The sequence below is a fragment of the Bradyrhizobium sp. USDA 4451 genome, from assembly GCF_054822585.1.
Map to the genome: position 1 here is coordinate 7,565,068 of NZ_JBTRCH010000001.1, position 25,801 is coordinate 7,590,868.

Consider the following 25,801-nt stretch of genomic DNA (forward strand, 5'->3'; position numbering starts at 1 on the left):
TAGATGTGCCGAGAGGTTCGCCGAGCGAGACTTGCATTCCGCGCGGCGGCCTGTGCCGCGCTCATCTCCGCGAACGCGACATCCTCACGCCGCAACCGCCGCCGCGCGCGGGCTGACGACGTATTCCTTCAGCACCTTGTCGGTGCCGTCGACTTCGGTCAGCGCGACGTCGTAGGTCCATAGATCGGCGAGATGCTGCAGCACGCGCCGCGTGTCGGTCTCGTTGAGCTGGGCACCCTTCACGGTGGTGTGACGCAGCAACAGCCGGCGATCGCCGTCGAGATCGACGTCGACGACCTCGATATTGGCGTCGACGAAGCCGACGTCGTATTGCCGCGCCAGCTCGCGGCGCACCCGGCGGTAACCGCGTTCGTCATGGATCGCATCGACCTTGATCCCCTGGCTTTCGGCCGGATCGTCGTGCAGGTGGAACATGCGGAAGCGCCGGATCAGCGCCGGGCTGAGAAACTGGTTGATGAAGCTCTCGTCGCGGTAATTGCTCCAGATCTCGCGCAATACGCCCTCGACGTCGCCCTTGCCGGCAATATCGGGGAACCAGTCGCGGTCCTCGTCTTCCGGGTCCTTCACGATCCGCTCGATGTCCTGCATCATGGCAAAGCCGAGCGCGTAGGGGTTAAAGCCGGAATAGCGTCGGTCGTCGAATTCCGGCTGGAACACCACATTGGTGTGCGACTGCAGGAATTCGAGGAAATTGCCGTCGGTGATCTGGCCCTGCTGATGCAGCCGATTCAAGATGCGGTAATGGACGTAGGTCGCGGTGCCCTCGTTCATCACCTTGGTCTGGCCCTGCGGATAGAAGTATTGCGCGATGTGGCGCACGATGCGGATGAGCTCGCGTTGCCAACCCTGCAGGCGCGGCGCGGTCTTCTCGAGGAAATAGAGGATGTTCTCCTGCGGCAGACCGAGCAGCGCGCGGCGCCGCTCGGCGGTGAGGGTGGCCTTGCTCTTGGCCTTGGTGTTCGGCACCGTCCGCCACAGATCGTTGAACACGGCTTCCTCGTGCTGCCGCCGCTCGCCGGCTCGCTTCTCCTCGGCACGCAAATCGAGCGTCTTCTTGCCGGGATAGCGGTCGACGCCATGCGACATCAGCGCATGCGCGGCATCGAGCGTCCGCTCCACCGTCTCGCGGCCATGGCGGTCCTCGCAGGCCGCGATGTAGCCCTTGGCGAATTCGAGATAGTCGAGGATGCCGTCGGCATCGGTCCACTGCTTGAACAAATAGTTGTTTTTGAAGAAGTGATTGTGCCCGAACGCCGCGTGCGCGATCACCAGCGTCTGCATCGTCGCCGTGTTCTCCTCCATCAGATAGGAGATGCAAGGCGAGGAATTGATCACGATCTCATAGGCGAGACCCATCAGGCCCTTGCGGTAGGACGCTTCCTGGAAGGCGAACTGCTTGCCGAATGACCAGTGCTTGTAGAACAGCGGCATGCCGACCGAGGAGTAGGCGTCGAGCATCTGCTCGGCCGTGATCACCTCGATCTGGTTCGGATAGACGTCGAGCCCGAGCTCGGTGCGCGCGATCTTCTCGCAGGCATCGTGAATCCGCTGCAACGTCTGGAAATCCCAGTCGGCGCCCTCGAACAACCGTTCGCCGGAAGACCCCATCAACTATACCCTTTCCTGACTGGTGGTGCGGCGCTTGAACAGGTCCTGGAACACCGGGAAGATCTCGCCGCGCTCGCTCACCTTGCGCATCGATAGCGGCGCGCCTTCGTTGCGCAGACGCTCATAGAGCGTCCAGAGAGAGGAATCCGGCATGTCGAAGGTGTAGTTGGCGGCCTCGCCGACCTCGAGATAGGCGAAGAACTGGCAGACCGGCAGGATCTTGTCGGTCAGGAGAAGCCCAGTCATCCCGCTGTCGGAGGTCATGTTGTCGCCGTCCGAGGCCTGGGCCGCGTAGATGTTCCAGTCGGCGGGCCGGAAGCGGGTGCGGACGATGTCGTTCATCGCGACCAGTGCGCTCGACACCAGCGTGCCGCCGGAGGCCGGCCCGTGGAAGAACGTATCCTCGTCGACTTCCTCGGCGCGATCGGTGTGCCGGATGAACACGATCTCGACATGCTTGTAGCGCCGCTTCAGGAACACGTAGAGCAGCATGTAGAACCGCTTCGCTAGGTCCTTCATGTGCTCGGACATCGAGCCCGAGACGTCCATCAGGCAGAACATCACGGCCTGCGCCACCGGCTTCGGCACCGTCTCGAAGCGGCGGTAGCGGATGTCGATCGGATCGATGAACGGGATCCGCTTGGCCTTGGCCTTCAACGCCTCGAGCAGCGCCAGCAGCTCGCGGCGGCGCGTCTCGTCATGGCATTCCGCAAGCTCCGCCTCGAGGGCCTCGATGTCGTCCTTGCGCGGCCGGCGCAGCGCCACGCGTCGTGCCAGCGCCCGGCTCACCGTACGGCTGATCGAGATGTTGGCGGGCGAGCCCGAGGTCGCATACCCGGCGCGCTGGATGCCCTCGTTCTCGGTTTCCGCAAGCTTGCGCTTGGCGAGGTCGGGCAGCTCGAGATCGTCGAGGAAAAGGTCGACGAATTCCTCGCGGCTGAGCACGAAGCGGAAAGCGTCCTCGCTGTCGCCCTCGCCCGCCCCGGAGCCCTTGGCGCCGCTCTGGTTCGGGCGCTGCAACCAGTCGCCCTCGACGAATTTCTTGTTGCCGGGCAGCACCATGTCACGGGTGCCGCCTTCGCGCCGGAACCGCGGCTCATCCATGCCGTCCAGCGGGATAGTCACCTCGCCGCCTTCAAGGACATCCTTGATGTCCCGATCCTGCGACGACTTCTTGACGGCCCCCTGCACCAGCGCCTTGGCGCGCCGCAGGAAGCGCTGGCGGTTCTCCAGGCTCTTGCTACCCGGATTCAACCGCCGATCGACGATGTGCATGACCACTTTGCATCTGCCTCGCGCCGGATGCGATCAGAGTCGCATCGCATTCTTGCTTGGACGGAACGGAAGGCCGGTTGTTGCCGGCTTTCCGGATCGTGCATCAGCCGGCCTGCTTCACCCGCATGTACCACTCGACGAGCCGGCGGACCTGGCGCTCGGTATAGCCGCGCTCCACCATCCGCTCGACGAACTCGCCATGCTTCTTCTCGGTCTCGCCGTCCTTCTTGGAACCGAACGAGATCACCGGCAGCAGATCCTCGACCTGCGAGAATATCCGCTTCTCGATCACGTCGCGAACCTTTTCGTAGGAGGTCCAGCTCGGGTTCTTGCCGCCATTGTGCGCCCGCGAACGCAGCGAGAACTTGACGACCTCGTTGCGGAAATCCTTCGGGTTGGCGATGCCGGCCGGTTTCTCGATCTTGGTCAGCTCCTGGTTCAGGAGTTCCCGGTTCATCAGCTGGCCGGTGTCGGGATCCTTGAAGTCCTGATCCTCGATCCAGGCATCGGCGTAGTCGACATAGCGGTCGAACAGGTTCTGGCCGTAGTCGGCGTAGGATTCCAGATAGGCCTTCTGGATCTCGTTGCCGATGAACTCGGCATAACGGGGCGCGAGATCGGCCTTGATGAATTCGAGATAGCGCTTCTCGGTCTCGTCGGGCAGCTGCTCGCGGCGGATCGCCATCTCCAGCACATACATCAGATGCACCGCGTCGGCGCCGACCTCCGTGGTGTCGTGGTTGAAGGTCGAGGCCAGCACCTTGAAGGCAAAGCGGGTGGAGACGCCGTCCATGCCCTCGTCGACGCCGGCCGCGTCCTTGTACTCCTGCACGCTGCGCGCCTTCGGATCGGATTCCTTCAGGCTCTCGCCGTCATAGACCCGCATCTTGCCGAACAGCGTCGAGTTCTCGTGCTTGCGCAGCCGCGACATCACCGAAAAGCGGGCCAGCGTTTCCAGCGTGGCCGGCGCGCAGGGCGCGGCGGCGAGCTCGGAGCCCTGGATCAGCTTCTCGTAGATCTTCTGCTCCTCGGTGACCCGCAGGCAGTACGGGACCTTGATGACGCAGATGCGGTCGATGAAGGCCTCATTGTTCTTGTTGGTCTTGAAGCTCTGCCATTCAGCCTCGTTGGAGTGCGCGAGGATGATGCCGGTGAACGGGATCGCGCCGATGTTCTCGGTGCCGATATAGTTGCCCTCCTGCGTCGCGGTCAGCAGCGGGTGCAGCATCTTGATCGGCGCCTTGAACATCTCGACGAACTCGAGCACGCCCTGGTTGGCGCGGTTGAGGCCGCCGGAATAGCTGTAGGCGTCCGGATCGTTCTGGGCATAGGTCTCGAGCTTGCGGATGTCGACCTTGCCGACCAGCGAGGAGATGTCCTGATTGTTCTCGTCACCGGGCTCGGTCTTGGCAACCGCGATCTGGCGTAGCCGAGAGGGCTGGATGCGCGCGACGCGGAATTGCGAGATGTCGCCGCCGAACGCCTCGAGCCGCTTGTAGGCCCAGGGCGACATCAGCCCGCTCAGCCGGCGGCGCGGAATGCCGTACTTCTCCTCGATCATCGGCCCGAGCTGCTCCGGGTCGAACAGCCCGAGCGGGCTCTCGAACACCGGCGACAGCTCGTCGCCCGCCTTCAGCACGTAGATCGGATGGATTTCCATCAACGCCTTGATGCGCTCGGCGAGCGACGACTTGCCGCCGCCGACCGGCCCGAGCAGATAGAGGATCTGCTTGCGCTCTTCGAGGCCCTGCGCGGCGTGGCGGAAGAAGCCGACCAGGCGCTCGATCGTGTCTTCCATGCCGTAGAAGCCGGCGAAGGCCGGATACGACCGTATCGTACGGTTCAAAAAGATACGGCCAAGGCGTGGGTCCTTGGCCGTGTCGATCATCTGGGGCTCACCGATTGCCGCTAGTAACCGCTCGGCCGCATTGGCGTATCGCATCGGATCACTTCGACACGACTCCAGATACTCGGCCATCGACATGTCGGTCTGGCTTCGCGCTTCAAACGACCTTGCGAAGGCGTTGAACAAAGAATCGTTGTACATGATCCCTCTCTCCACGATATGTATCGCCGCACGACTGACACGAGTCGTAACAAGAGCGTCCTAGGATCGAATCAGCGTCGGCACGCTGGGTCTATTGGACACTCGACCGACTCACTTCGGCAATGCACGGCGCGTGCAGCCTCTGCCTTATCAACAGGCAGGAAGCTTAATGGTTCATCAATATCCCCCGTTGGCGGCCTGTTTTTGACGTTTGTAACCCCTCCGCCACATCCGTGGTTTAACGGGGCCCAAGCCTCCGAACAGGCTTCCGAAGCGGACATCCGACCGAGGCGACTTCCCCGTCCGAAATGAACGTTGGGCTTCCCTGAAAACGTGTGACCGTCCAGCCTTGGCGTCAAGATGCGCGCGTCACAGATTCGGATGAACAAACATTCAGAAGCCGTTGAACGCGCCTTCTTCTCGCCGCGACTAAGGCAACGAGCCCGTGCAGTTCCGCGCGGCACCATTGCCGCGCTGTAGAGATGACACCTTCACAGCGCGGCATATTCCCAAGGCCGATCATGCAACGAACGTTCCTAGTTGTCGCACTCGCAGCCGCCGCCTGTGCCGGCGCGTCGTCAGCCGTCCAGGCGCAGGAGGAGGTCGACAAGGCGGTCGACCAGGGCCTGGCAGCCGCCTTCGACAACAGGATGTTCGCCGGCCCCGCCCGGCTCGAAAGCCTACGCCTGCTTCGTGCGGCGCTACGATGCAAATCATCTCGCGCAGCACCCGAAGCAGAAGGTCAACACGATGAAGCTTCTGGTCGAGGCCGAAGACGCGCCGGAGGACAAGACCACCAATTACTCGTTCCGCCTTGGTGTCACCTACCGTCACCGCTCCGGCAATTTCGACTCCAGCGGCTACTGCAACCACGCGATCGCGACCGAATCCGGACAGGACATCCGCTTCGAATGCGGCGTCGATTGTGAAGGCGGCGGTATCAGCGTGGCGTTGTCGAAGGACGATAAATCCGCGATCGCACGCCTCGCCAGCATCCGGATGTGGAATCGCAACAAGCCCGACGATGACGCGGAAGAAGAACTGGTCGCCGGCGCCGACGACAAGATGTTTCGTCTCGATCGCGCCGGCTTGAACGAATGCGCCGAACTTGTGACCGACCGCAAGGAACTCGCAGCGCTTCGCCACAAGTGATAGACTTGATCAGATCAGCAACGATCGCGCGAGGGACGCCATGCATCGACGCAACATCCTGTGGGGCACGCTCTCCGCGCTCGGTGCAGCCTTCGCGGCGCCACAAGCGCAGGCTGCCACCGAGACAGCGCCGCAAAGGCTGAAGGTGGTCTACCACCTCGACGACCTCGACAAGGTCAGTTTCGTGATCGGCAATATCCAGAACCATCTCGACGGCGTCGGCGGTCCCGGCAATGTGACGATCGCGCTGGTGGTCCACGGCCAGGCGCTGAAGGCGTTTCATGCGTCCGGAGCCAACCCCGACCTGTCCAAGCATGTCGGACAGTTCAGCCGGGATGGCATCGAGCTCGCCGCCTGCGGCAACACCATGAAATCGCAGAACATCGGCCTTGCCGACCTGCTTCCCGGCTTCGTCGCCGCCGAGCGCGGCGGCGTCGTGCGGCTCGCCGAGCTGCAATCCCAGGGCTATCTCTACCTGCGTCCCTGAGGTTCGGGCGCGCAGCGCAACGCGTCATAAAAATGTGCTGAGATCGGGGTCTGCTCGGGGTGCATCCGAGGGGATCGAACTGTTGTGAATGGCGTTATCCCTTGGGAATGCTGATATTCCGCCCGGGCCCCCAGTCATGTTGACAATCCCGCTCCGCCCCCGAAAGCTGCCCGGGAACCCAAAAATCGACCCTCGATCGAACGAGAACAGGCACCCATGAACCCCGTCAAAGCACTCGAAAATCACCGCCAGGCCGTCTGGCTGGACTTCCTGGCCCGCGGCTTCGTCGCCAAGGGCGACCTGAAGCGGCTGATCGAGACCGACGGCGTCAAAGGCGTGACGTCCAACCCCTCGATCTTCGAGAAGGCGATCGGCTCTTCGGACGAATATGACGGCGCGATCGGCCAGGCGCTGAAGAAGGGCGACCGCTCGGTTGCCGACCTGTTCGAGCATCTTGCCGTAGTCGATATTCAGCACGCCGCCGACGTGCTGCGCCCGGTCTACGACCAGAGCCATGGCAGCGACGGCTTTGTCAGCCTCGAAGTGTCGCCCTATCTGGCGATGGACACCAAGGGCACGATCGCCGAGGCCGAGCGGCTCTGGAAAGACGTCCACCGCAAGAACCTGATGGTCAAGGTGCCGGCGACGCCAGAGGGATTGCCGGCGATCGAGTATCTGATCGGCGAAGGCATCAGCATCAACATCACGCTCCTGTTCTCGCAGGAGGTCTATCGCCAGGTCGCCGAGGCCTACCTCAAGGGCCTGGAAAAATACGTCGCCAAGGGCGGCGATCCCTCCCATGTCGCAAGCGTCGCGAGCTTCTTCGTCAGCCGCATCGACTCTGCCGTCGACAAGCAGCTCGACGAGAAGATCGCAAAGGCCAACGATCCGCATGAAAAGGAGCGCCTCGCCGCGCTCAAGGGCAAGGTGGCGATCGCCAATGCAAAACTCGCCTATCAGGACTACAAGCGCCTGTTCTCGGGCCCGCGCTGGGACAACCTCACCGCCAAGGGCGCCAAGCCGCAGCGGCTCTTGTGGGCGTCGACCGGCACCAAGAACAAGGATTACAGCGACGTGCTCTATGTCGAGGAGCTGATCGGCCCCGACACCGTCAACACCATGCCGCCGGCCACCCTCGACGCCTTCCGCGACCATGGCAAGCTCCGCGACAGCCTCGAGGAGAACGTCGCGGACGCTCGCCACGTGCTGGAGCAGTTGGAGAAGTCCGGCATCTCGCTCGACGCGATCACCGAGGAGCTGGTCAAGGACGGCGTCAAGCTGTTCGCAGACGCCGCCGACAAACTGTACGGCGCGGTTGCCTTCAAGCGTGCCACCTCGCTCGGCGGCGGCATCGACCACCAGAAGCTGGCGCTCGGCGCCACCATCGCGAAGGCGGTCGAGAACAGCACCGAGGAATGGCGTACCTCCGCCAAGATCCGCCGGCTCTGGCACAAGGACAAGTCGGTCTGGACCGGCGACGACGAGGACAAATGGCTGGGCTGGCTGACCAGCGCCGCCACCGCCGACGTCGCCGACTACGAGGATTTCGCCAAGCGCGTGAAGGGCCAGAACTTCACCGACGCCGTTGTGCTCGGCATGGGCGGCTCGAGCCTCGGACCGGAGGTCTTGGCCCAGACCTTCCCGCACAAGTCCGGCTTCCCGCGGCTGCACGTGCTCGACTCCACCGATCCGGCGCAGGTCCGCGCGATGGAGGAGTATGTCGACATCGCCAAGACGCTGTTCATCGTCTCCTCCAAATCCGGCGGTACCACCGAGCCGAACGTGATGAAGGACTATTTCTTCGACCGCGTCGCCAAGGCGATCGGCAAGGACAAGGCCGGCCACCGCTTCATCGCGGTCACCGATCCGGGCTCGTCGTTGCAGAAGATCGCGATCAAGCAGGGCTTTGCCCGCATCTTCTATGGCGACCCTGCGATCGGCGGCCGCTACTCCGTGCTGTCGCCGTTCGGCCTAGTGCCGGCGGCCGCCGCGGGCATCGATGTCCGCAGCCTGCTCGGCCATACGCTCGCCATGGTGCGCTCCTGCGGCGCCGACGTGCCGCCGCGGGAAAACCCGGGCGTCCAGCTCGGGCTTGCGATGGGCATTGCGGGCCTCGAGGGCCGCGACAAGGTGACGATCTTCGCCTCGCCCGACGTCGCCGATTTCGGCGCCTGGGCCGAGCAGCTGATCGCGGAATCGACCGGCAAGGACGGCAAGGGCCTGATCCCGATCGAGGGCGAGACGCTCGGCGATCCCGGCGTCTATGGCAACGACCGCTTCTTCATCGACCTCCGCACCGAAGCCGAGACCGACGCCGCGCATGAGGCCAAGCTCGCCGCGCTCGAGGCTGCCGGCCATCCGGTGGTCCGGATCGTCATGAAGTCGATCGACCATATCGGCCAGGAGTTTTTCCGTTTCGAGATCGCGACCGCGGTGGCGGGCTCGATCCTCGGCATCAACCCGTTCAACCAGCCCGACGTCGAGGCGGCCAAGATCAAGACCCGCGAGCTGACGGCGGCATTCGAGAAGACCGGATCACTGCCGGCCGAAGAGCCGGTGGTATCGGCCGACGGGGTCGATCTCTACACCGATGCGCAGAACGCCGAGGAGCTGCGCAAGGCCGGCGCCAATGGCGATCTCGATTCCTGGGTCAAGGCCCACCTCTCGCGCTCCGGCCGCGGCGACTATGTCGCTTTGCTCGCCTATATCGAGCGCGACGGTGACACCATGGACGCCATGCAGGCGATGCGTCTCAAGGTCCGCGATGCAAAGCATCTTGCGACCTGCGCCGAATTCGGCCCGCGCTTCCTGCACTCGACAGGACAGGCCTACAAGGGCGGCCCCGACAACGGCGTGTTCCTCCAGGTCACGACCGACGACCCAAAGGACCTGGCGGTGCCCGGCCAGAAGGCGAGCTTCGGCGTGATCAAGGCGGCGCAGGCGCGCGGCGATTTCGACGTGCTCACCGAGCGCGGTCGCCGGGCGCTGCGCGTGCACCTCAAGGGTGACCTTACCTCCGGGCTGGCGGCGCTCGATGCCGCGATCTCGGCTGCACTGAACTGACGGAGGCCACGATGCAACTCGGCATGATCGGCCTCGGGCGGATGGGCGGCAACATCGTCCGCCGCCTGATGAGCAACGGCCACACCGCCGTGGTCTACGACAAGGACCCGAAGGCGGTCGCGGCGCTGGTCGCCGACAACGCCACCGGCGCCTCGTCGCTGGAGGATTTCGTGCTCAAGCTGGAAGCGCCGCGCACCGCCTGGGTGATGCTGCCGGCCGGCAAGATCACCGAATCCACCATCGAGGCGCTCGCGAAGCTGATGCAGCCCGGCGACGTCATCATCGACGGCGGCAACACCTTCTGGCAGGACGACGTCCGCCGCGGCAAGGCGCTCAGGGAGCGCGGGCTGCACTACGTCGACGTCGGCACCAGCGGCGGCATCTGGGGCATCGAGCGCGGCTATTGCATGATGATCGGCGGCGAGAAGGGCGTGGTCGACCGGCTCGACCCGATCTTCAAGACGCTGGCGCCCGGGATCGGCGACATCCCGCGCACCCACGGCCGCGACGGCCGCGATCCCCGCATCGAGCAGGGCTACATCCACGCCGGTCCCGTTGGCGCCGGGCATTTCGTCAAGATGATCCACAACGGCATCGAATATGGCCTGATGCAGGCCTATGCCGAAGGCTTCGACATCCTGAAGAACGCCAATATCGAGGCGCTGCCGCCGGACCATCGGTTCGATCTCGACATCGCCGACATCGCCGAAGTCTGGCGCCGCGGCAGCGTGATCCCGTCCTGGCTGCTCGACCTTACCGCGTCCGCACTGGCGCAGAACCACACGCTCGACAATTACTCCGGCTTTGTCGAGGACTCCGGCGAAGGCCGCTGGACCGTCAATGCCGCGGTCGACGAGGCGGTGCCGGCCGAGGTGCTGACGGCCGCGCTCTACACCCGATTCCGCTCGCGCAAGGATCACACCTTCGCCGAGAAGATCCTCTCGGCGATGCGCGCAGGTTTCGGCGGCCACAAGGAGCCCCCGAAGAAGGCTTGACTTGAAGCATTGTCGAGCGAAGTGGGCACCGGTTCGCGTAAAGAAAACACGTCTAGAGCATGATCCGAAAAAGTGGAAGCCGGCTTTCATGCTCAAACAAGGAGATCATGATGCAATTCCGTGGAAACGCATCATGATCTAGAAGATAACCGCGGAAGGTCACGTGCAGAAGAAACCCGATCCCTGCTCCTTCATCATCTTCGGCGCCACCGGTGATCTGACGCACCGGCTGGTCGTCCCGGCGCTCTACAATCTCGCCGCCGGCAACCTGCTGCCGGACAAATTCTGCGTCGTCGGCATCGCCCGCAAGGGCATGTCGAGCGACCAGATGAAAGACAGCCTGCTACAAGGACTGCGGAAGTTCGCCACCCGCCCGGTGGACGAGGCGGTCGTCACGCGCCTGTTCGAATGCGTCACCGCGATCGAGGCCGATCCGAGCGATCCCCCTTCCTTCGATGCCATGAACGAACGGCTCGACAAGCTCGAGAAGGCCCGCGGTACCGGCGGCAACCGTCTGTTCTATCTCGCGACCCCGCCGAGCGCCTTCCTGCCGATCAGCGAGCAGCTCGGCCGCACCGGCATGCTGAAGGAGAACGGCGCCTGGCGGCGGCTGATCATCGAAAAGCCGTTCGGCACCGATCTGCCTTCGGCCAGGGCGCTCAACGCCGCGCTGCTGAAGCTGATGGACGAGCACCAGATCTACCGGATCGACCATTACCTCGGCAAGGAAACGGTGCAGAACATCCTGGTGCTGCGCTTTGCCAACGGCATGTTTGAGCCGATCTGGAATCGCAACCATATCGACCACGTCCAGATCACCGTCGACGAGAAGCTCGGCGTCGGTCATCGCGGCAGCTTCTATGACGCCACCGGCGCGCTGCGTGACATGGTGCCGAACCATCTGTTCCAGCTGCTGTCGCTGGTGACGATGGAGCCGCCGGCGCGGTTCGACGCCCATGCGGTGCGCTCCGAAAAGGCCGAGGTGCTGAGCGCGATCCAGCTCCAGAGCGAGCAGGAGGCGTTGTCCAACTCGGTGCGCGGCCAGTATCGCGCCGGCCGGATCGGCGACACCGAGATCGAGGACTATCTGAAGACGCCGGATGTCAGGCCCGATAGCTCGACCGAGACCTATGCCGCGCTGAAGCTGACCATCGACAATTGGCGCTGGGCCGGCGTGCCGTTCTATCTGCGCACCGGCAAGGCGCTGGCCACCAAGCGCACCGAGATCGCGATCAAGTTCAAGCAGGCGCCGTTCGCGATGTTCCGCGATACGGCGGTCGACCGCCTGTCGCAGAACTACATGGTCATCTCAACCGAGCCGACCGAAGGCATCGAGCTGCAGTTCAACACCAAGGTGCCGGGCCCGACCATCAACATCGATGGCGTCGAGATGAAGTTCCGCTACAAGGACTACTTCAAGGCCGAGCCATCGACCGGTTACGAGACGCTGATCTATGACTGCATGATCGGCGACAATCTGCTGTTCCAGCGCGCCGACAGCGTCGAGGCCGGATGGCAAGCGGTGCAGCCCTTCCTCGACGCCTGGAAGAGCGCCGGCGGGCGCGGTCTGCAACCCTACAAGGCCGGCACCGAAGGCCCGGAGGCCGCCAACGCGCTGCTGACCCGCGACGGCCGCAGCTGGCGGAAGCTCGGCTGACATGACCACGAGCGGCGAGCGCAGGGTCATCACGGTCGCCGATCCGGCGGCCCTGGCGAAGACCGCCGCCGAGCGGGTGATCGCCCGGATCGACCGGAACCCCGGCCGGATCGCGATCTGCCTCACCGGCGGCTCCAGCCCCAAGGCGCTCTACCAGCTGCTGGCGACGCCGGACTATCGCAGACGGATTCCGTGGGATCGCATCGACTGGTTCATCGGCGACGAGCGGCTGGTGCCGCGCAAGGACAGCCTGCACAATATGAGCATGGCGCGCCAGGCATTCCTCGACCGCTGCGCGCCGGCGGCGAATGTGCACCCGATCGCAACCGACACCGCCGATCTCAGGGATCCCGACGTCAGCGCGGCGCTGTACGAGAACGAGCTGATGGCGTTCTACGGCGCCGAGCACCTCGATCCGACGCGGCCGCTGTTCGACCTGGTGCTGATGGGAATGGGGCCCGACGGCCACACCGCCTCGCTGTTTCCAGGTTATCCCGCAGTCGAGGAAACCCTGCGCTGGGTGGTCGGGGTGCCCAAGGCCAATGTCGAGCCGTTCGTGCCGCGGGTCTCCTTGACCCTGCCTGCCCTCGCCTCCTGCCGCGAGATGATGTTCGAAGTGTCAGGCGAAAACAAGCGCGCGATCTTGACGCGCCTGTTCGCAGGCGAGAACCTGCCGGCAAACCGCGCACGATCGCTGGGCGAGACCGTCTGGCTGATCGATCAGGCCGCGCTGCCGGAGGATTTTCGTGGATGATTTCGCTGGGTGACTTTCTTGGGTGACGGGCAGACCCCCTGCGCCCTGGTCGTGATGGGCGTCTCCGGCTCGGGCAAGAGCACCATCGCCGACCGCCTCGCGATCCGGATCGGCTGGCGCTTCGAGGATGGCGACAGCTTTCATCCGCCGAGCAATGTCGCGAAGATGCATTCCGGCCGGCCGCTCACCGACGAGGATCGCTGGCCCTGGCTGCGCGCGATCGCCGCCGAGATCGACCGCACCTGCGGCGTCCGCGAGCGCGCCGTGATCGCCTGCTCCGCGCTGAAGCGCAGCTATCGCGACATCCTGGTGCATGGCCGCGGCGATATCCGCATCATCTTCCTCGACGGCACGCAGGAGCTGATCGCCACGCGGCTGGCCGCGCGCAAGGACCATTTCATGCCGCCGGGCCTGCTCGCCAGCCAGTTCAAGACGCTGGAACCGCCGACGCCGGACGAACGCCCGATCACGGTCGCGATCGACCGTTCGATCGACAGCATCGTCGAAGACATCGTCAGTCAACTGAAACTGGATCGCTCATGACCCGCATCGCACTTGTCGTATCCGATGTCGACGGCACGCTGCTCACCAAGGACAAGACCTTGACCGATGGCGCCCTCACGGCGGTGCGCAGGCTGCATGAGGCCGGCGTCGGCTTCACCATCGTCTCCAGCCGGCCGACTATCGGAATGGGCTTTCTGGTTGCACCGCTCGCGATCAAGTTGCCGATCGGCGCCTTCAACGGCTCGTCGATCGTCGATCCGCAATTGAGGCCGCTGGAGCAGCATGTGATCCCGCCGGCCGTGGCCAAGCGCAGCATCGATCTGCTTCGCGCGCGCGGCGTCGACATCTGGCTGTTCACCAACGACCGCTGGCTGACCCGCAATCCGGACGGCGAGTACAACGCGCACGAAAAGCGCGCGATCAAGCATGATCCGACCATCGTCGACGATTTCACCCCCTATCTCGACCAGGCCTGCAAGATCGTCGGTGCGAGTTCCGATGCGCCCCTGCTACAACGCTGCGAGGCTGAGATGCAGCAGATGGTCGGCCCTGATGCGACCGCGGTCCGCTCGCAGACCTATTATCTCGACGTCACCCCGCCCGGCCACGACAAGGGCACTTTCGTCGAGGGCATCGCGAAACGCCTCGGCGTGTCGCTGGAGAATGTCGCCACCATCGGCGACATGCAGAACGACCTGCCGATGTTCGCGCGAAGTGGAATCTCCTTCGCGATGGGCAATGCCAGCGATGACGTCAAGGCGCGCGCCACGCATGTCACCGAGACCAACGAGCGTGACGGTTTCGCGCGCGCGATGGACGTGGTGCTGACGACAGGTCGCTAAGGCACCATCAGCTCGACCGCTGCACCGCGGGCTTCTCGGCGTGGGCCCTGGCGGCGCTGAGATTGTGCACGGTGTTGATCAGCGCGATATGGGTCAGCGCCTGCGGGAAGTTGCCGGTCTGGCGGCCGGCACCGGAATCGAACTCCTCCGCCAGCAGTCCGAGATCGTTTGCGACCGCCACCACGCGGTCGAACATGGTCTGCGCCTTGTCGAGATCTCCCGCCAGTACATGGGCGTCGGCAAGCCACAGGCTGCAGGCCAGGAATGCGCCCTCGATCGGTTGGATTTCATCCGACACCTCGCGCGGATCGTGCCGCAGCACAAAGCCGTCGCGCATCATGTGGCGCTCGACCGCCGCGATCGTGGCGCGGATGCGCGGATCGTCCGGCGGCAGGAAGCCGACCGACGGCAGCAGCAGCAGGCTGGCGTCGAGCAGCTTCGAGCCATAGCTCTCGACGAAGCTGTTGAGGTCGGGATCGAAGCCGCGTCGGCAGACGTCGCGATGGATGGCCTCGCGCAGCACCCGCCATTTGACCAGTGGCGCCTTGAAGCCGAACCGCTCCGCGCTCTTGATGGCGCGATCGAAAGCGACCCAGCACATCACCTTGGAGAACACGTAGTGCCTGGGAACGCCGCGCCGCTCCCAGATGCCGTGATCCGGCCGGTCCCAGACATCTGCGAGATGATTGACGACGGTGCATTCCAGCGACCAGTTCTCCTCGTCGAGCTTGAGTTTGACCATGCGAGACTGGTGGAAGGCGTCGATCAGCTCGCCATAGACGTCGAGCTGAAGCTGTGCATGGGCGGCGTTGCCGACGCGGACCGGCGTTGCCCCCTCATAGCCGGGCAGCCATCCGGCCTCCCATTCGAGCAAGCGGCGCTGCCCCAGGATACCGTACATGATCTGCATGTTGGCCGGCGCGCCGGCCACCGCCCGCAGCAGCCAGTTGTGCCAGGCCGCCGCTTCCTCGGTATAGCCCGAATTCATCAGCGCCAGCAGCGTGAAGGTGGCGTCGCGCAGCCAGCAGAAGCGGTAGTCCCAGTTGCGCGCGCCGCCGAGCTTTTCCGGCAGTGACGTGGTCGGTGCCGCGACGATGCCGCCGGTCGGCCTGAAGGTCAGCGCCTTCAGCGTGATCAGCGAACGCATCACGAGGCCGCGCTGATAGCTGCTGTCGTAGGTCGAACGGCTGCACCATTCCTTCCAGTATTCCTCGGTATCCTTCAGCGCCGCTTCGGGATCGATCGGCTCCGGCAGCGGCTGGTAGGACGCCCCGTAGGTCAGGACGAACGGCACGGTGTCGCCCTCGCCGACCTCGAAATCGGCGATCGTGGTCAGGTCCTTGCCTGTGGTTTCGACCGGCGTGCGCAGCACGGTCATGTCCTGCCCGCAGATCGCCAACAGCCCCTCGCCGTCCGGATTCTTCTTCACCCAGGGGACATCGACGCCGTAGCCGAAGCGAATCACCAGTTCCATGTGCATCCTGACGCGGCCGCTGATCCCGCGCACGAGGCGCACCACGTCGGAGGCGTTGCCGCGCGGCGGCATGAAGTCGGTCAGCACAACCACGCCGCTTGCGGTCTCGAACCGCGTCTCCAGGATCAGCGTGTCGTCCCGATAGCGGCGCGAGGTCTGCTTGATCTCATCGGCCGGCGCCAGCAGCCAGCGCCCATTCCGCGACGTGCCGAGCAGCGCCGCGAAGCACGCCTCGGAATCGAACGCCGGCCAGCACAGCCAGTCGATCGAGCCGTCGCGGCCGACCAGCGCCGCGGTCTCGCAATCGCCGATCAATCCATAGTCTTCGATCCGGGAAGCCACACACCGTGCTCCGCATTAGCCCGCGTGCAACCGCTCGCGGGTTGCGCGCTTCAGCGCCTCGATATCGATCGCCGACGCGAGCTGCTCGAGCGGGATCGGGAGCCGGCGTTTCCAGTTCGGATGCTCGTAGACGGTGCCTGGGATGTTGGGCTGCTCGACAATGCCGAGCAGATCCTCCATCGACACTGCCAGCATCCGCGACCGCGTCCGCGCCATGAAACTCACGACCGAATCAAAATCATTGCTGTGGATCTCGTGCCGGCGCAGCACGTCGTCGAGCTGGCCGAGCGCGTCCCAGCGCCCCTGGTCGGTCTCGCCGGGATCGATCCCGAGTCCGCGCTTGGTCTTGAGGTCGCTGAACGAGCGCCAGCCGGCATAGGTCGAGAGGTCGTGGGTGTTGAAGGTGACCAGCGCGTTCGGCAGATAATAGTCGGCGTTGCGGAACACGCCCTGGTCGTCGGTCTCGAACATCATCACGAGGTAGGACCAGATGCCCCAGCCGTTCATCTGCTCGCGGAACCCCGGCGGCACGGTGCCAAGGTCCTCGCCGATCACGACGCAGCGGCTGGCCGTGCTTTCCTGCGCGGTCGCCGCCAGCAGCGCCTCGAACGGCATCAGCACATAGGCGCCATTGGCCGGCCCGAAGCCGCGCGGCACCAGATAAAGCCGCTTCAGCCCGAAAGCGTGGTCCAGCCTGATCGCGCCGGCATGGTGCATCGAGGCGCGCAGCATCTGCCGGAACGGCTCGAATGAGCGCTGTTCGAGGCCCGCGGCGTTGAAGCCGGCCAGCCCCCAGTCCTGGCCCGCGGTGTTGAGTGGGTCCGGCGGCGCGCCGACACCGAGATGACGCGAGATCGCAGTCTGCTCATTCCAGGCGTCGAAACCATCCGACTGCACGCCGACGGCGACGTCGAGATAGAGCCCGACCCGCATGCCGAGCTTGTGCGCCAGCGCCTGGCAGGCGCCGAGCTGGCGGTCCGCGGTCCATTGCACGAATTCGACGAACTCGACCTCGGCGGCGCTGTCGCGCGCCTCCCGCAATCTGGCGCAAGCCGCGTCATCGGGCTGCCGCCATTCATCCGGCCACTCCCACCACGGTTTGTTGAACTTGTGCCGCATCGTCTCGAAGCAGGCGAAGCGCGACAGCAGCGCGCCCTGCTCGTTGCGAAAAGCCTCGAAATCCTGCCGGCGGCCGGGACCGGGATTGGCCTTGAAGGCAGCGAAGGCCGCGCGCAGCGCGGGCCATTTCAGCGCCGCAACGCCGACATAGTCGACCAGGTCGTGGCCACGGAGCTGCGCCAGCGCGGCCTGCATCCCGGCATCGATGCGGAATTCGGGAATCTTCTCGACGTCGATATAAAGTGGGTTGAGGAACAGTCGGCTGCTCGGCGAATACGGGCTGCAATCACCGGGCCGGTCGTCGAACAGCGCATGCAGCGGATTGAGCCCGATGCCGTCGGCGCCGAGCTGGCGGGCGAATGTGAGCAGCCACTGCAGATCGGTGAAGTCGCCGATGCCCCAGTTGCGTGCGGAGCGCACGCCGTAGAGCTGCACCGCGATCACCCAGCAGCGATCGAACGTGCCGCCGAACGCGCCCTCCGGCGCCACCAGGAACGGCAGCTGCTCGCTGCCCGATGCGTCCGACAGCAGCAAGCGGTGCACGCCCTCCGGGAGGCCGGACGGCCACGCAACGTTCCGCCGATGCGCCTCGCCTTGCGCGAGCACCGCATCGCCGCTCATGACTTTCCATTGCACCGGAAGCTGCGCCGCCTCGGCGAGCTGCGTTTGCGCAGCCTGGCCGCCTCTGACGACCACGGGATCGGTGACGATCCGCCGCGGCGTCTGGGGCGGCAGCGCCGCCAGGATCGCCGTCAGCGCCTCCGGGGTTGTCACACGACGGTGACCGCTCCCATCGATATACTCGGTCTGGATTCCCAGGGTCTGGGCTTCGGCGTAAAGGTCCATTCGGCACGCTGTCTGCTCGCAACGGTATTGGGATCGTTGCTAAATTGTATAGATACGGGAAAGGGATAGTTGATGTTCAACGCTCTACCCTATCAAGCGTTCCCACCGGGAACCAATGCCCGGCGAGCGGCTTTCTATATGGGTCTGGCGCGCCTCCTTCCCGGCGTCGGGACGTCATTTGCTTATTCAATGGCGGCATCACCGTGAACAAAACTCTCCGGCCTGTCGAGAGTGCCCATGGCACTTTTCATGTCACCGATGTCTACCCGTCGGTCGACGGCGGCCGCTTTCCGGTCAAGCGCATCGCAGGCGAACCTGTCGAGGTGTGGGCCGACATCTACCGTGACGGACATGACGTGATTTCAGCGGCATTGGTGTGGCGGCACGACGGCGACAACGCGTGGCAGGTCGCGCCGATGTCGCAGCATAGCGACGACCGCTGGGGCGGTGCCTTCGTGCCCGACCGGCCCGGCCGCTACACCTACGCGATCGAGGCCTGGACCGACGACTTCGCCAGCTGGCGGCATCGCTTCGAGCAGAAGCAGCGCGACGGCGGCGACCACACGCTGGACGCGGTCGAAGGCGCGGGGATGCTGACCCGGGCGCAGGCCGGGGGACCCGCCGCAGCCGCCGTGATCATCCGGCAGTGTGAAATCTATCTGCAGAGCGGCGAGCCGGGCGCGCTGCTGGCACCGGAATTGCGCGAGGCGATGGCCGGCAGCCAGTTCCGGCGCGATTTGATGCGCTCGCCGCTCTATCCCCTCACCGCCGACCGGCCGCGGGCGCGCAGCGGCGCGTGGTACCAGATGTTTCCGCGCAGCCAGGGCAAGCGACCGGGCATGCATGCGACCTTCAGCGATTGCATCGCGCGGCTGCCCGACATTGCCGCGATGGGGTTTGACGTCGTGCTGCTGGCGCCGATTCACCCGATCGGGCGGACGCATCGCAAGGGCCGCAACAATGCCGCGATCGCGCAGGCCGGCGATCCCGGCAGCCCCTACGCGATCGGCTCGGCCGAGGGCGGCCACGACGGGGTGCATCCGGAGCTCGGCACGCTCGACGATTTCCGCGCTTTCCTTGCGGCCTGCCAGTCGCACGGCCTCGAGGTCGCACTCGATTTCGCCGTGCAATGCTCGCCCGATCACCCCTGGCTGACCGAGCATCCCCAGTGGTTCAAGCGGCGACCGGACGGATCGATGCGTACGGCCGAACATCCGCCGCAGCGCTGGGACGATGTCGTCAATCCGGATTTCAGCTGCGACGATGCCGCCGCGCTGTGGCGCGCGCTGCGCGATGTGGTGCTGTTCTGGGTCGAGCAGCGCGTCAAGATTTTCCGGGTCGACAATCCGCACACCAAGCCGTTGGCATTCTGGGAATGGCTGATCCGCGAGGTGCAGGACCGCGACGCGGATGTACTGTTCCTTGCGGAAACCTTCGCGCGGCCGAAATTGATGAAGGGCCTCGCCAAGCTCGGCTTCACGCAATCCTACAGCTATTTCACCTGGCGCACCCAGCGCATCGAGCTCGAACAGTATGTCGGCGAGTTGATCTCCTATCCCGAGCGTGACTTCTTTCGGCCGAATTTCTTCGTCAACACACCTGATATCCTGCCCTTCCATTTGCAAAGCGGCGAATCCTGGATGTTCAAGTCGCGTCTCGCGCTGGCCGCGACGCTGTCAAGCAGCTACGGCATTTATAGCGGTTTCGAGCTTCGCGAGCACACGCCGGTCCCCGGTCGCGAGGAATATCTCAACTCGGAGAAGTATGAGATCAGGGTGCGCGACTGGGACGAGCCAGGGAACATCAAGCCTTACATTGCGGCGCTCAACCGGATCAGGCGCGGCAATCCGGCCCTGCAACAATTCGCCAATCTGCGCTTTATCAACGTCGATGACGGCGGCGTGATCGGCTTCGTCAAGGAGGCGGTCGATCAGGGCAATGTGATCGCGACTGCGATTGCCTTGTCGGCCGAGCCGCGTGAGGTCTGGCTTCCGCTCGGCGACGTCATGGTCGGCCTTGGCGATGCCCGTCGGCCCGTCACGGAACTGGAAGACCTTGTCACCGGCGAGCGTCATGCGCTCGAATGGGGAGGCATCCGCCTGCGTCTCGATCCTGCGCGCGATCCCGCGTTGCTGCTGCGCTGTGTCGCCTGAAGGAGCCGTCATGAACGTTTTCTCCTCCGTCAACACCGAGGTGAAGATCGCGACCGAGACCGCGGACCAGCTCTGGTACAAGGACGCGATCATCTACCAGCTGCACGTCAAGGCGTTCGCCGACAGCAATAATGACGGCATCGGCGACTTCGCGGGGCTGACGGAGAAGCTCGGCTATTTGCAGGAGCTCGGCGTCACCGCGCTGTGGCTGTTGCCGTTCTATCCCTCGCCCGGCCGCGACGACGGCTACGACATCGGCGACTATGGCGACATCAATCCCGATTTCGGGACCATGAAGGACTTCAAGCGCTTCATCCAGGAGGCCAAGAAGCGCGGCCTGCGCGTCATCACCGAGCTCGTGGTCAACCACACCTCGGACCAGCACGCCTGGTTCAAGCGCGCGCGCCGCAGCCCGCCGAATTCCAGCGCGCGCAGCTGGTATGTCTGGAGCGACACCGACCAGAAGTACCTCGATACGCGGATCATCTTCACCGATACGGAAAAGTCGAACTGGACCTGGGATCCGGAGGCCGGCCAGTTCTACTGGCACCGCTTCTTCTCGCATCAGCCGGATCTGAACTTCGACAATCCGCGCGTGGTGCGCGCCATCGTGCAGGTGATGAAGCGCTGGCTCGACACCGGCGTCGACGGCTTCCGGCTCGACGCCATCCCCTATCTGTGCGAGCGCGACGGCACCAACAACGAGAACCTGCCGGAGACGCATGCCATCATCAAGCGGCTGCGCCAGGAGCTCGACGCCTATGCCAAGGGCAAGATCCTGCTGGCCGAAGCCAATCAATGGCCGGAGGACGTGCAGGAATATTTCGGCCATGGCGACGAATGCCACATGGCCTATCATTTCCCGCTGATGCCCCGCATCTACATGGCAATCGCCCAGGAAGACCGCTTCCCGATCACCGACATCCTCAGGCAGACGCCGGACATCCCGTCGGCGTGCCAATGGGCGCTGTTCCTGCGCAATCACGACGAGCTGACGCTCGAAATGGTCACCGATGTCGAGCGCGACTATCTGTGGTCGACCTATGCCAACGACCCGCGCGCCCGCATCAATGTCGGCATCCGCCGCCGTCTTGCGCCGCTGATGGACAACGACCGCCGCAAGATCGAGCTGATGAACTCGCTGCTGCTGTCGTTCCCCGGCACGCCGATCATCTATTACGGCGACGAGATCGGCATGGGCGACAACATCTATCTCGGCGACCGCAACGGCGTGCGCACGCCGATGCAATGGTCGCCGGACCGCAATGGCGGCTTCTCGCGCGCCGACCCGGCGCGGCTCTACGCACCGATGATCATGGACCCGGTCTACGGCTACGAGTCGGTCAATGTCGAGGCGCAGTCGCGCAGCCTGTCCTCGCTGCTGTCGGCGACCAAGCGGCTCATAGCGGTGCGCAAGTCGACGCTGGCGTTCGGGCGCGGCACCATGACCTTCATCCGTCCCGAGAACCGCTCGGTGCTGGCCTATGTCAGGCAGTACCAGGGCGAGGTGATCCTGTGCGTCGCCAATCTGTCGCGCTCGGCGCAGGCGACCGAGCTCGATCTCTCCGCCTTCAAGGACCGCATTCCGCTCGAGATGCTCGGGCGCACGCGCTTCCCGGCGATCGGCGAGCTGCCCTACATGATCACGCTCGCGCCCTACGGCTTCTATTGGTTCGAGTTGCAGGAACGCGACAAATCCGAGCCGGTGACGCCGCGCGCGGTACCGGAATTCGAGACGCTGGTGGTGCCGCTCAACTCGACCTGGACCTCGCTGGCGCGGGAGCGCGGCGTGTTCGAACACGACGTGCTGCCCGGCCATCTCGCCCGTTCTCGCTGGTATCCCGAGCATTCCGCCAAGGCGATCCAGCCGACGTTGGTTTCGGCGATCCCGTTCTGCGATGTCGGCGACAACCGGCCGTGGCTGATCTTCTTCGAGACCACGCAGCGCGGCACCACCAGCCGCTACGTACTGCCGATGCAGATCGAGTGGGTTCGCTTCGACCGTGAGCGCTACAATCCACGCGCGTTCGCCGCCGTGCGCCAGGGCGCGCGCGAAGGCACGCTGCTCGACGTCGCCACCGACCAGATCTTCACCGGCCTGTTCCTGCGGAACTTGCGGGAAAACCTCACGGTCGACGAAGGCGAGCAGGGCCTGAAGCTCGAATTCCGGCCGACCAGCCGGTTCTCCGACCGGCCGGTGCGGCAGCCGGAGCGGATTCGGGTGTTCGAGAACGATCAGCCGCATTCGACCGCGCTGGTCGACAATGAATACGTCACCAAGATCTACCGCAAGCTCGAAGTCGGCATCAATCCGGAGATCGAGATGGGCCGCTTCCTCACCGAGGTGGTCGCATTTCCGAATACGCCGGCTTTGCTCGGCACCTCCGAATTGGTCGAAGGCGACAAGCGCAGCGCCGTCGCCGTGCTGCATGCGATGGTGGTCAACCAGGGCGACCTCTGGAGCGTCGCGGCCTCGCATCTCGACCGCCTCATCGAGCGGCAGCGTCTGCTCGCGGCGAGCGAACATCCGGAGGAAAACGGCGATCAGGCCACTTGGCTGCGCCACATGGCGCATGCGGGAAAGCGCCTCGCCGAGCTGCACATCGCACTCGCCAGCAACCGCGACCTGCCCGACTTCGCGCCCGAGCCGACCAGGCCCGAAGATCTGCAGCGCTGGACCGACGAGATCATGGCCCGCGCCGAGCGCGTGTTCGACACGCTGAAGCAGCGCCGCAGCTCGCTGAAAGAGGCCGACCGGGTGCTGGCCGATCAATTGCACGCCCAGCACGACACGCTGCCGGAGCGGCTTAAGGCGCTGCTGCCGCGCGAGACCGACGGGCTCAACATCCGTCACCACGGCGATCTGCATCTCGGCCAGCTGCTGGTGGTCAAGGACGACGTCTTCATCATCGATTTCGACGGCGGGCCGGGCCGCACCATCGCCGAGCGGCGCCGCAAGGCACCACCCGCACGCGACGTCGCCGGCCTGATCCGCTCGATCGACTATGCGGCGACGGCGGCACTGGAACGGGCCCTCAAGGTCTCCCCCGACGAGAGCGGCAGGCTGAGCCTCGCTCTGGCCGAATGGCGCGACCAGGCGGCCGACGCCTTCCTGGCCGCCTATCGCGAGACCATGGCCGGCCAACGCCTGTGGCCCGCCGACGCCAAGGCGGCCGACCGCCTGCTCAACTTTTTCCTGCTTGAGAAAGCCTTCTACGAGATCGAGTATGAGCTGGCCAACCGGCCGGATTGGCTGCGGGTGCCGCTGACCGGCCTGTTAAGGATTCTGGCGCAACAGCCGCATGAGGGTGCATGAACAAACTGCCCGCCGAGGCCTATGCCATCATCGAGGGCCGTCACTCCGATCCCTTTCACTATCTCGGCCTCCATGCCGAGGGGGATCGCAATGTCGTGCGCGCCTTCCTGCCTGACGCCACCAATGTCGAGGCGATCGGCGAGCATGGCGAGACGGCACCGCTGGCCCAGATCCATGATGCCGGCCTGTTCGCGGGCCCCCTGCCGAACGGCTCGACTCGCTACCAACTCCGCGCCCGCTTCGGTGACAACGTCGTCGAGTTGGAGGACGCCTACCGCTTTCCGCCGATCCTGAGCGATTTCGATCTCTATCTGCTCGGCGAAGGCACGCATCAGCGCGTCTACGACACGCTCGGTGCACATCCGATGACGCTCGACGGCGTCGACGGCATCGGCTTCGTGGTGCTGGCGCCGAATGCGCGGCGGGTCAGCGTGGTCGGCGACTTCAATTTCTGGGATGGCCGGCGTCACCCGATGCGCGTGCGCGGTCCCGGCTACTGGGAGCTGTTCATTCCGCGCGCCCGCGTCGGCGATCACTACAAGTTCGAGATCATCGGACGCAACGGCCAGCATCTGCCCCTGAAGTCCGATCCCCTCGCGTTCGCCGCCGAGGTGCGGCCGAAGACCGCGTCGATCGTGATCGACGAGCGCAAAATCCCGCATCCGCGCCCGGCGCCCGATCGCGTCAACGCGCTGAGCTCGCCGATGTCGATCTACGAGGTGCACCTCGGCTCGTGGCGCCGCAAGGGCCGCAACGAGTGGCTGACCTATCGCGAGATGGCCGAGCAGCTGCCGGCCTATGCCAGCGACATGGGCTTTACCCATGTCGAATTCCTGCCCATCACCGAGCACCCGTTCGACGGCTCATGGGGTTACCAGCCGACCGGCATGTTCGCGCCGACCAGCCGCTTCGGCTCGCCGGACGATTTCGCCGCGCTGATCGACGCCTGCCACGGTGCCGGGCTCGCCGTGCTGCTCGACTGGGTGCCCGGGCATTTTCCCGACGACCCGCATGGTCTTGGCAATTTCGACGGCACCGCGCTGTACGAGCACGCCAATCCGCTGCAGGGCCGCCACCTCGACTGGGGCACGCTGATCTACAATTACGGGCGCACCGAGGTCACCAACTTCCTGGTGTCGAACGCACTGTTCTGGCTCGATCGCTACGGCATCGATGGGCTCCGCGTCGATGCCGTAGCCTCCATGCTCTATCTCGACTACAGTCGTCCCGCCGGCGGCTGGATTCCGAACAAGTATGGCGGCCGCGAGAACATCGAGGCGATCGACTTCCTGCGCCGCTTCAACACCGAGCTATTCGCGCATTTTCCGCAGGCGACGACCGCTGCGGAGGAATCCACCGCATGGCCGCAGGTGTCGCGCCCGGTCGAATATGGCGGGCTCGGCTTCGGCTACAAGTGGAACATGGGCTGGATGCACGACACGCTGAAGTATATCGGCAAGGATCCGATCCACCGCAAATTCCATCACGGCGATATCCTGTTCGGCCTGCACTACGCCTTCTCGGAGAACTTCATCCTGCCGCTGTCCCATGACGAGGTCGTGCACGGCAAGCGCTCGATCCTCGGCCGCATGCCGGGCGACGACTGGCAGCGCTTCGCCAACCTGCGCGTCTATTACAGCTTCATGTTCGGCCACCCCGGCAAGAAGCTGATGTTCATGGGCTGCGAGTTCGGCCAGGAACGCGAGTGGAACCACGACTACTCGATCGATTGGCATCTGCTGCAACAGCCGCGGCACAGCGGCATCCAGAACCTGGTCCGCGATCTCAACCGGCTCTATCGCGCGCTGCCGGCGCTGCACGAGCTCGACTGCGACCAAGCCGGCTTCGAGTGGGTCATCACCGACGACGCCAACAACAATGTGTTCGCCTGGGTCCGCAAGGGCAATGATGCGCGCGCCCGCTGCCTGGTGGTCGCAAACTTCTCACCCAACGTCTATCGCAACTACCGCGTCCGCGTGCCGTTCGCCGGCAAGTGGCATGAGGTGCTCAACTCGGATTCCTCCCACTACGGCGGCAGCAATGTCGGCAATATCGGCGAGGTCCGCGCTTCGGACGGCGCCACGCCCGAGCTGACTCTCACCATTCCGCCGCTGGCCGCGATCTTCCTCGTACCGGAAAGCTGATT

Annotated in this window: 15 protein-coding genes and 1 pseudogene; 11 read left to right on the forward strand and 5 right to left on the reverse strand. The window is 64.7% G+C overall.

Annotated features, from left to right (window positions below):
* Positions 1 to 84 precede the first annotated feature (84 nt).
* The 3 genes from ACVMB0_RS35500 to ACVMB0_RS35510 form a co-directional block, all read right to left on the reverse strand.
* Positions 85 to 1,629, reverse strand: a complete 1,545-nt coding sequence (locus ACVMB0_RS35500; protein ID WP_456756468.1) for a SpoVR family protein — start codon at positions 1,627 to 1,629, stop codon at positions 85 to 87.
* A gap of 3 nt (positions 1,630 to 1,632) precedes the next feature.
* Positions 1,633 to 2,904 carry a YeaH/YhbH family protein gene (locus ACVMB0_RS35505; protein ID WP_461349166.1) on the reverse strand — a complete coding sequence of 424 codons (1,272 nt, stop codon included), beginning with the start codon at positions 2,902 to 2,904 and terminating at the stop codon, positions 1,633 to 1,635.
* 103 nt (positions 2,905 to 3,007) lie between these two features.
* Entirely contained in the window at positions 3,008 to 4,951 is a 1,944-nt protein-coding gene (locus ACVMB0_RS35510) for a PrkA family serine protein kinase (protein ID WP_021080883.1), read from the reverse strand.
* 521 nt (positions 4,952 to 5,472) lie between these two features.
* Here ACVMB0_RS35510 and ACVMB0_RS35515 point away from each other — a divergent pair.
* The 8 genes and pseudogenes from ACVMB0_RS35515 (at position 5,473) to ACVMB0_RS35550 (ending at position 14,405) form a co-directional block, all read left to right on the forward strand.
* Positions 5,473 to 6,103, forward strand: a pseudogene (locus ACVMB0_RS35515) (hypothetical protein).
* Between the two features lie 40 nt (positions 6,104 to 6,143).
* The gene (locus ACVMB0_RS35520) at positions 6,144 to 6,590 is read left to right on the forward strand and encodes a DsrE family protein (RefSeq protein ID WP_461349167.1); all 447 of its coding nucleotides are present in this window, start codon (positions 6,144 to 6,146) and stop codon (positions 6,588 to 6,590) included.
* 216 nt (positions 6,591 to 6,806) lie between these two features.
* Positions 6,807 to 9,653: a bifunctional transaldolase/phosoglucose isomerase gene (locus ACVMB0_RS35525; protein WP_461349168.1), complete on the forward strand. Its 2,847-nt coding sequence runs from the start codon at positions 6,807 to 6,809 to the stop codon at positions 9,651 to 9,653.
* An 11-nt stretch (positions 9,654 to 9,664) separates the two neighbouring features.
* On the forward strand, positions 9,665 to 10,648 hold the full coding sequence (gene gnd, locus ACVMB0_RS35530; protein ID WP_461349169.1) for a phosphogluconate dehydrogenase (NAD(+)-dependent, decarboxylating): 984 nt from the start codon (positions 9,665 to 9,667) through the stop codon (positions 10,646 to 10,648).
* A 163-nt stretch (positions 10,649 to 10,811) separates the two neighbouring features.
* Complete coding sequence (gene zwf, locus ACVMB0_RS35535; protein WP_461349170.1) at positions 10,812 to 12,305, forward strand: glucose-6-phosphate dehydrogenase; 1,494 nt, start codon at positions 10,812 to 10,814, stop codon at positions 12,303 to 12,305.
* A gap of 1 nt (position 12,306) precedes the next feature.
* A complete protein-coding gene (pgl, locus tag ACVMB0_RS35540) occupies positions 12,307 to 13,059 on the forward strand; it encodes a 6-phosphogluconolactonase (protein WP_461349171.1) in 753 nt (250 codons plus the stop codon).
* Between the two features lie 54 nt (positions 13,060 to 13,113).
* Positions 13,114 to 13,602 (forward strand): gluconokinase, encoded by a 489-nt coding sequence (locus ACVMB0_RS35545; RefSeq protein WP_461349767.1) that lies wholly within the window; start codon positions 13,114 to 13,116, stop codon positions 13,600 to 13,602.
* On the forward strand, positions 13,599 to 14,405 hold the full coding sequence (locus ACVMB0_RS35550) for an HAD family hydrolase (protein WP_461349172.1): 807 nt from the start codon (positions 13,599 to 13,601) through the stop codon (positions 14,403 to 14,405). Before ACVMB0_RS35545 ends, ACVMB0_RS35550 begins: the two co-directional genes overlap by 4 nt.
* A 7-nt stretch (positions 14,406 to 14,412) precedes the next feature.
* Here the strand turns inward: ACVMB0_RS35550 and ACVMB0_RS35555 are convergent, their stop codons facing one another.
* Together ACVMB0_RS35555 and malQ are read right to left on the reverse strand one after the other, a co-directional pair.
* Positions 14,413 to 16,221 (reverse strand): glycoside hydrolase family 15 protein, encoded by a 1,809-nt coding sequence (locus ACVMB0_RS35555; protein ID WP_461349173.1) that lies wholly within the window; start codon positions 16,219 to 16,221, stop codon positions 14,413 to 14,415.
* Between the two features lie 15 nt (positions 16,222 to 16,236).
* Positions 16,237 to 18,186, reverse strand: a complete 1,950-nt coding sequence (gene malQ, locus ACVMB0_RS35560) for a 4-alpha-glucanotransferase (RefSeq protein ID WP_461349174.1) — start codon at positions 18,184 to 18,186, stop codon at positions 16,237 to 16,239.
* Between the two features lie 203 nt (positions 18,187 to 18,389).
* Between malQ and ACVMB0_RS35565 the strand changes: the two genes are divergently transcribed.
* Genes ACVMB0_RS35565 through glgB form a run of 3 tightly spaced genes read left to right on the forward strand, consistent with a single transcriptional unit; the run spans position 18,390 to position 25,799 of the window.
* Complete coding sequence (locus ACVMB0_RS35565) at positions 18,390 to 20,339, forward strand: alpha-1,4-glucan--maltose-1-phosphate maltosyltransferase (RefSeq protein ID WP_461349768.1); 1,950 nt, start codon at positions 18,390 to 18,392, stop codon at positions 20,337 to 20,339.
* A gap of 10 nt (positions 20,340 to 20,349) precedes the next feature.
* Positions 20,350 to 23,655 carry a maltose alpha-D-glucosyltransferase gene (treS, locus tag ACVMB0_RS35570; protein WP_461349175.1) on the forward strand — a complete coding sequence of 1,102 codons (3,306 nt, stop codon included), beginning with the start codon at positions 20,350 to 20,352 and terminating at the stop codon, positions 23,653 to 23,655.
* The gene (gene glgB / locus ACVMB0_RS35575; protein WP_461349176.1) at positions 23,652 to 25,799 is read left to right on the forward strand and encodes a 1,4-alpha-glucan branching protein GlgB; all 2,148 of its coding nucleotides are present in this window, start codon (positions 23,652 to 23,654) and stop codon (positions 25,797 to 25,799) included. The genes treS and glgB overlap by 4 nt, the downstream gene beginning before the upstream one ends.
* The last annotated feature ends 2 nt before the right edge of the window (positions 25,800 to 25,801 follow it).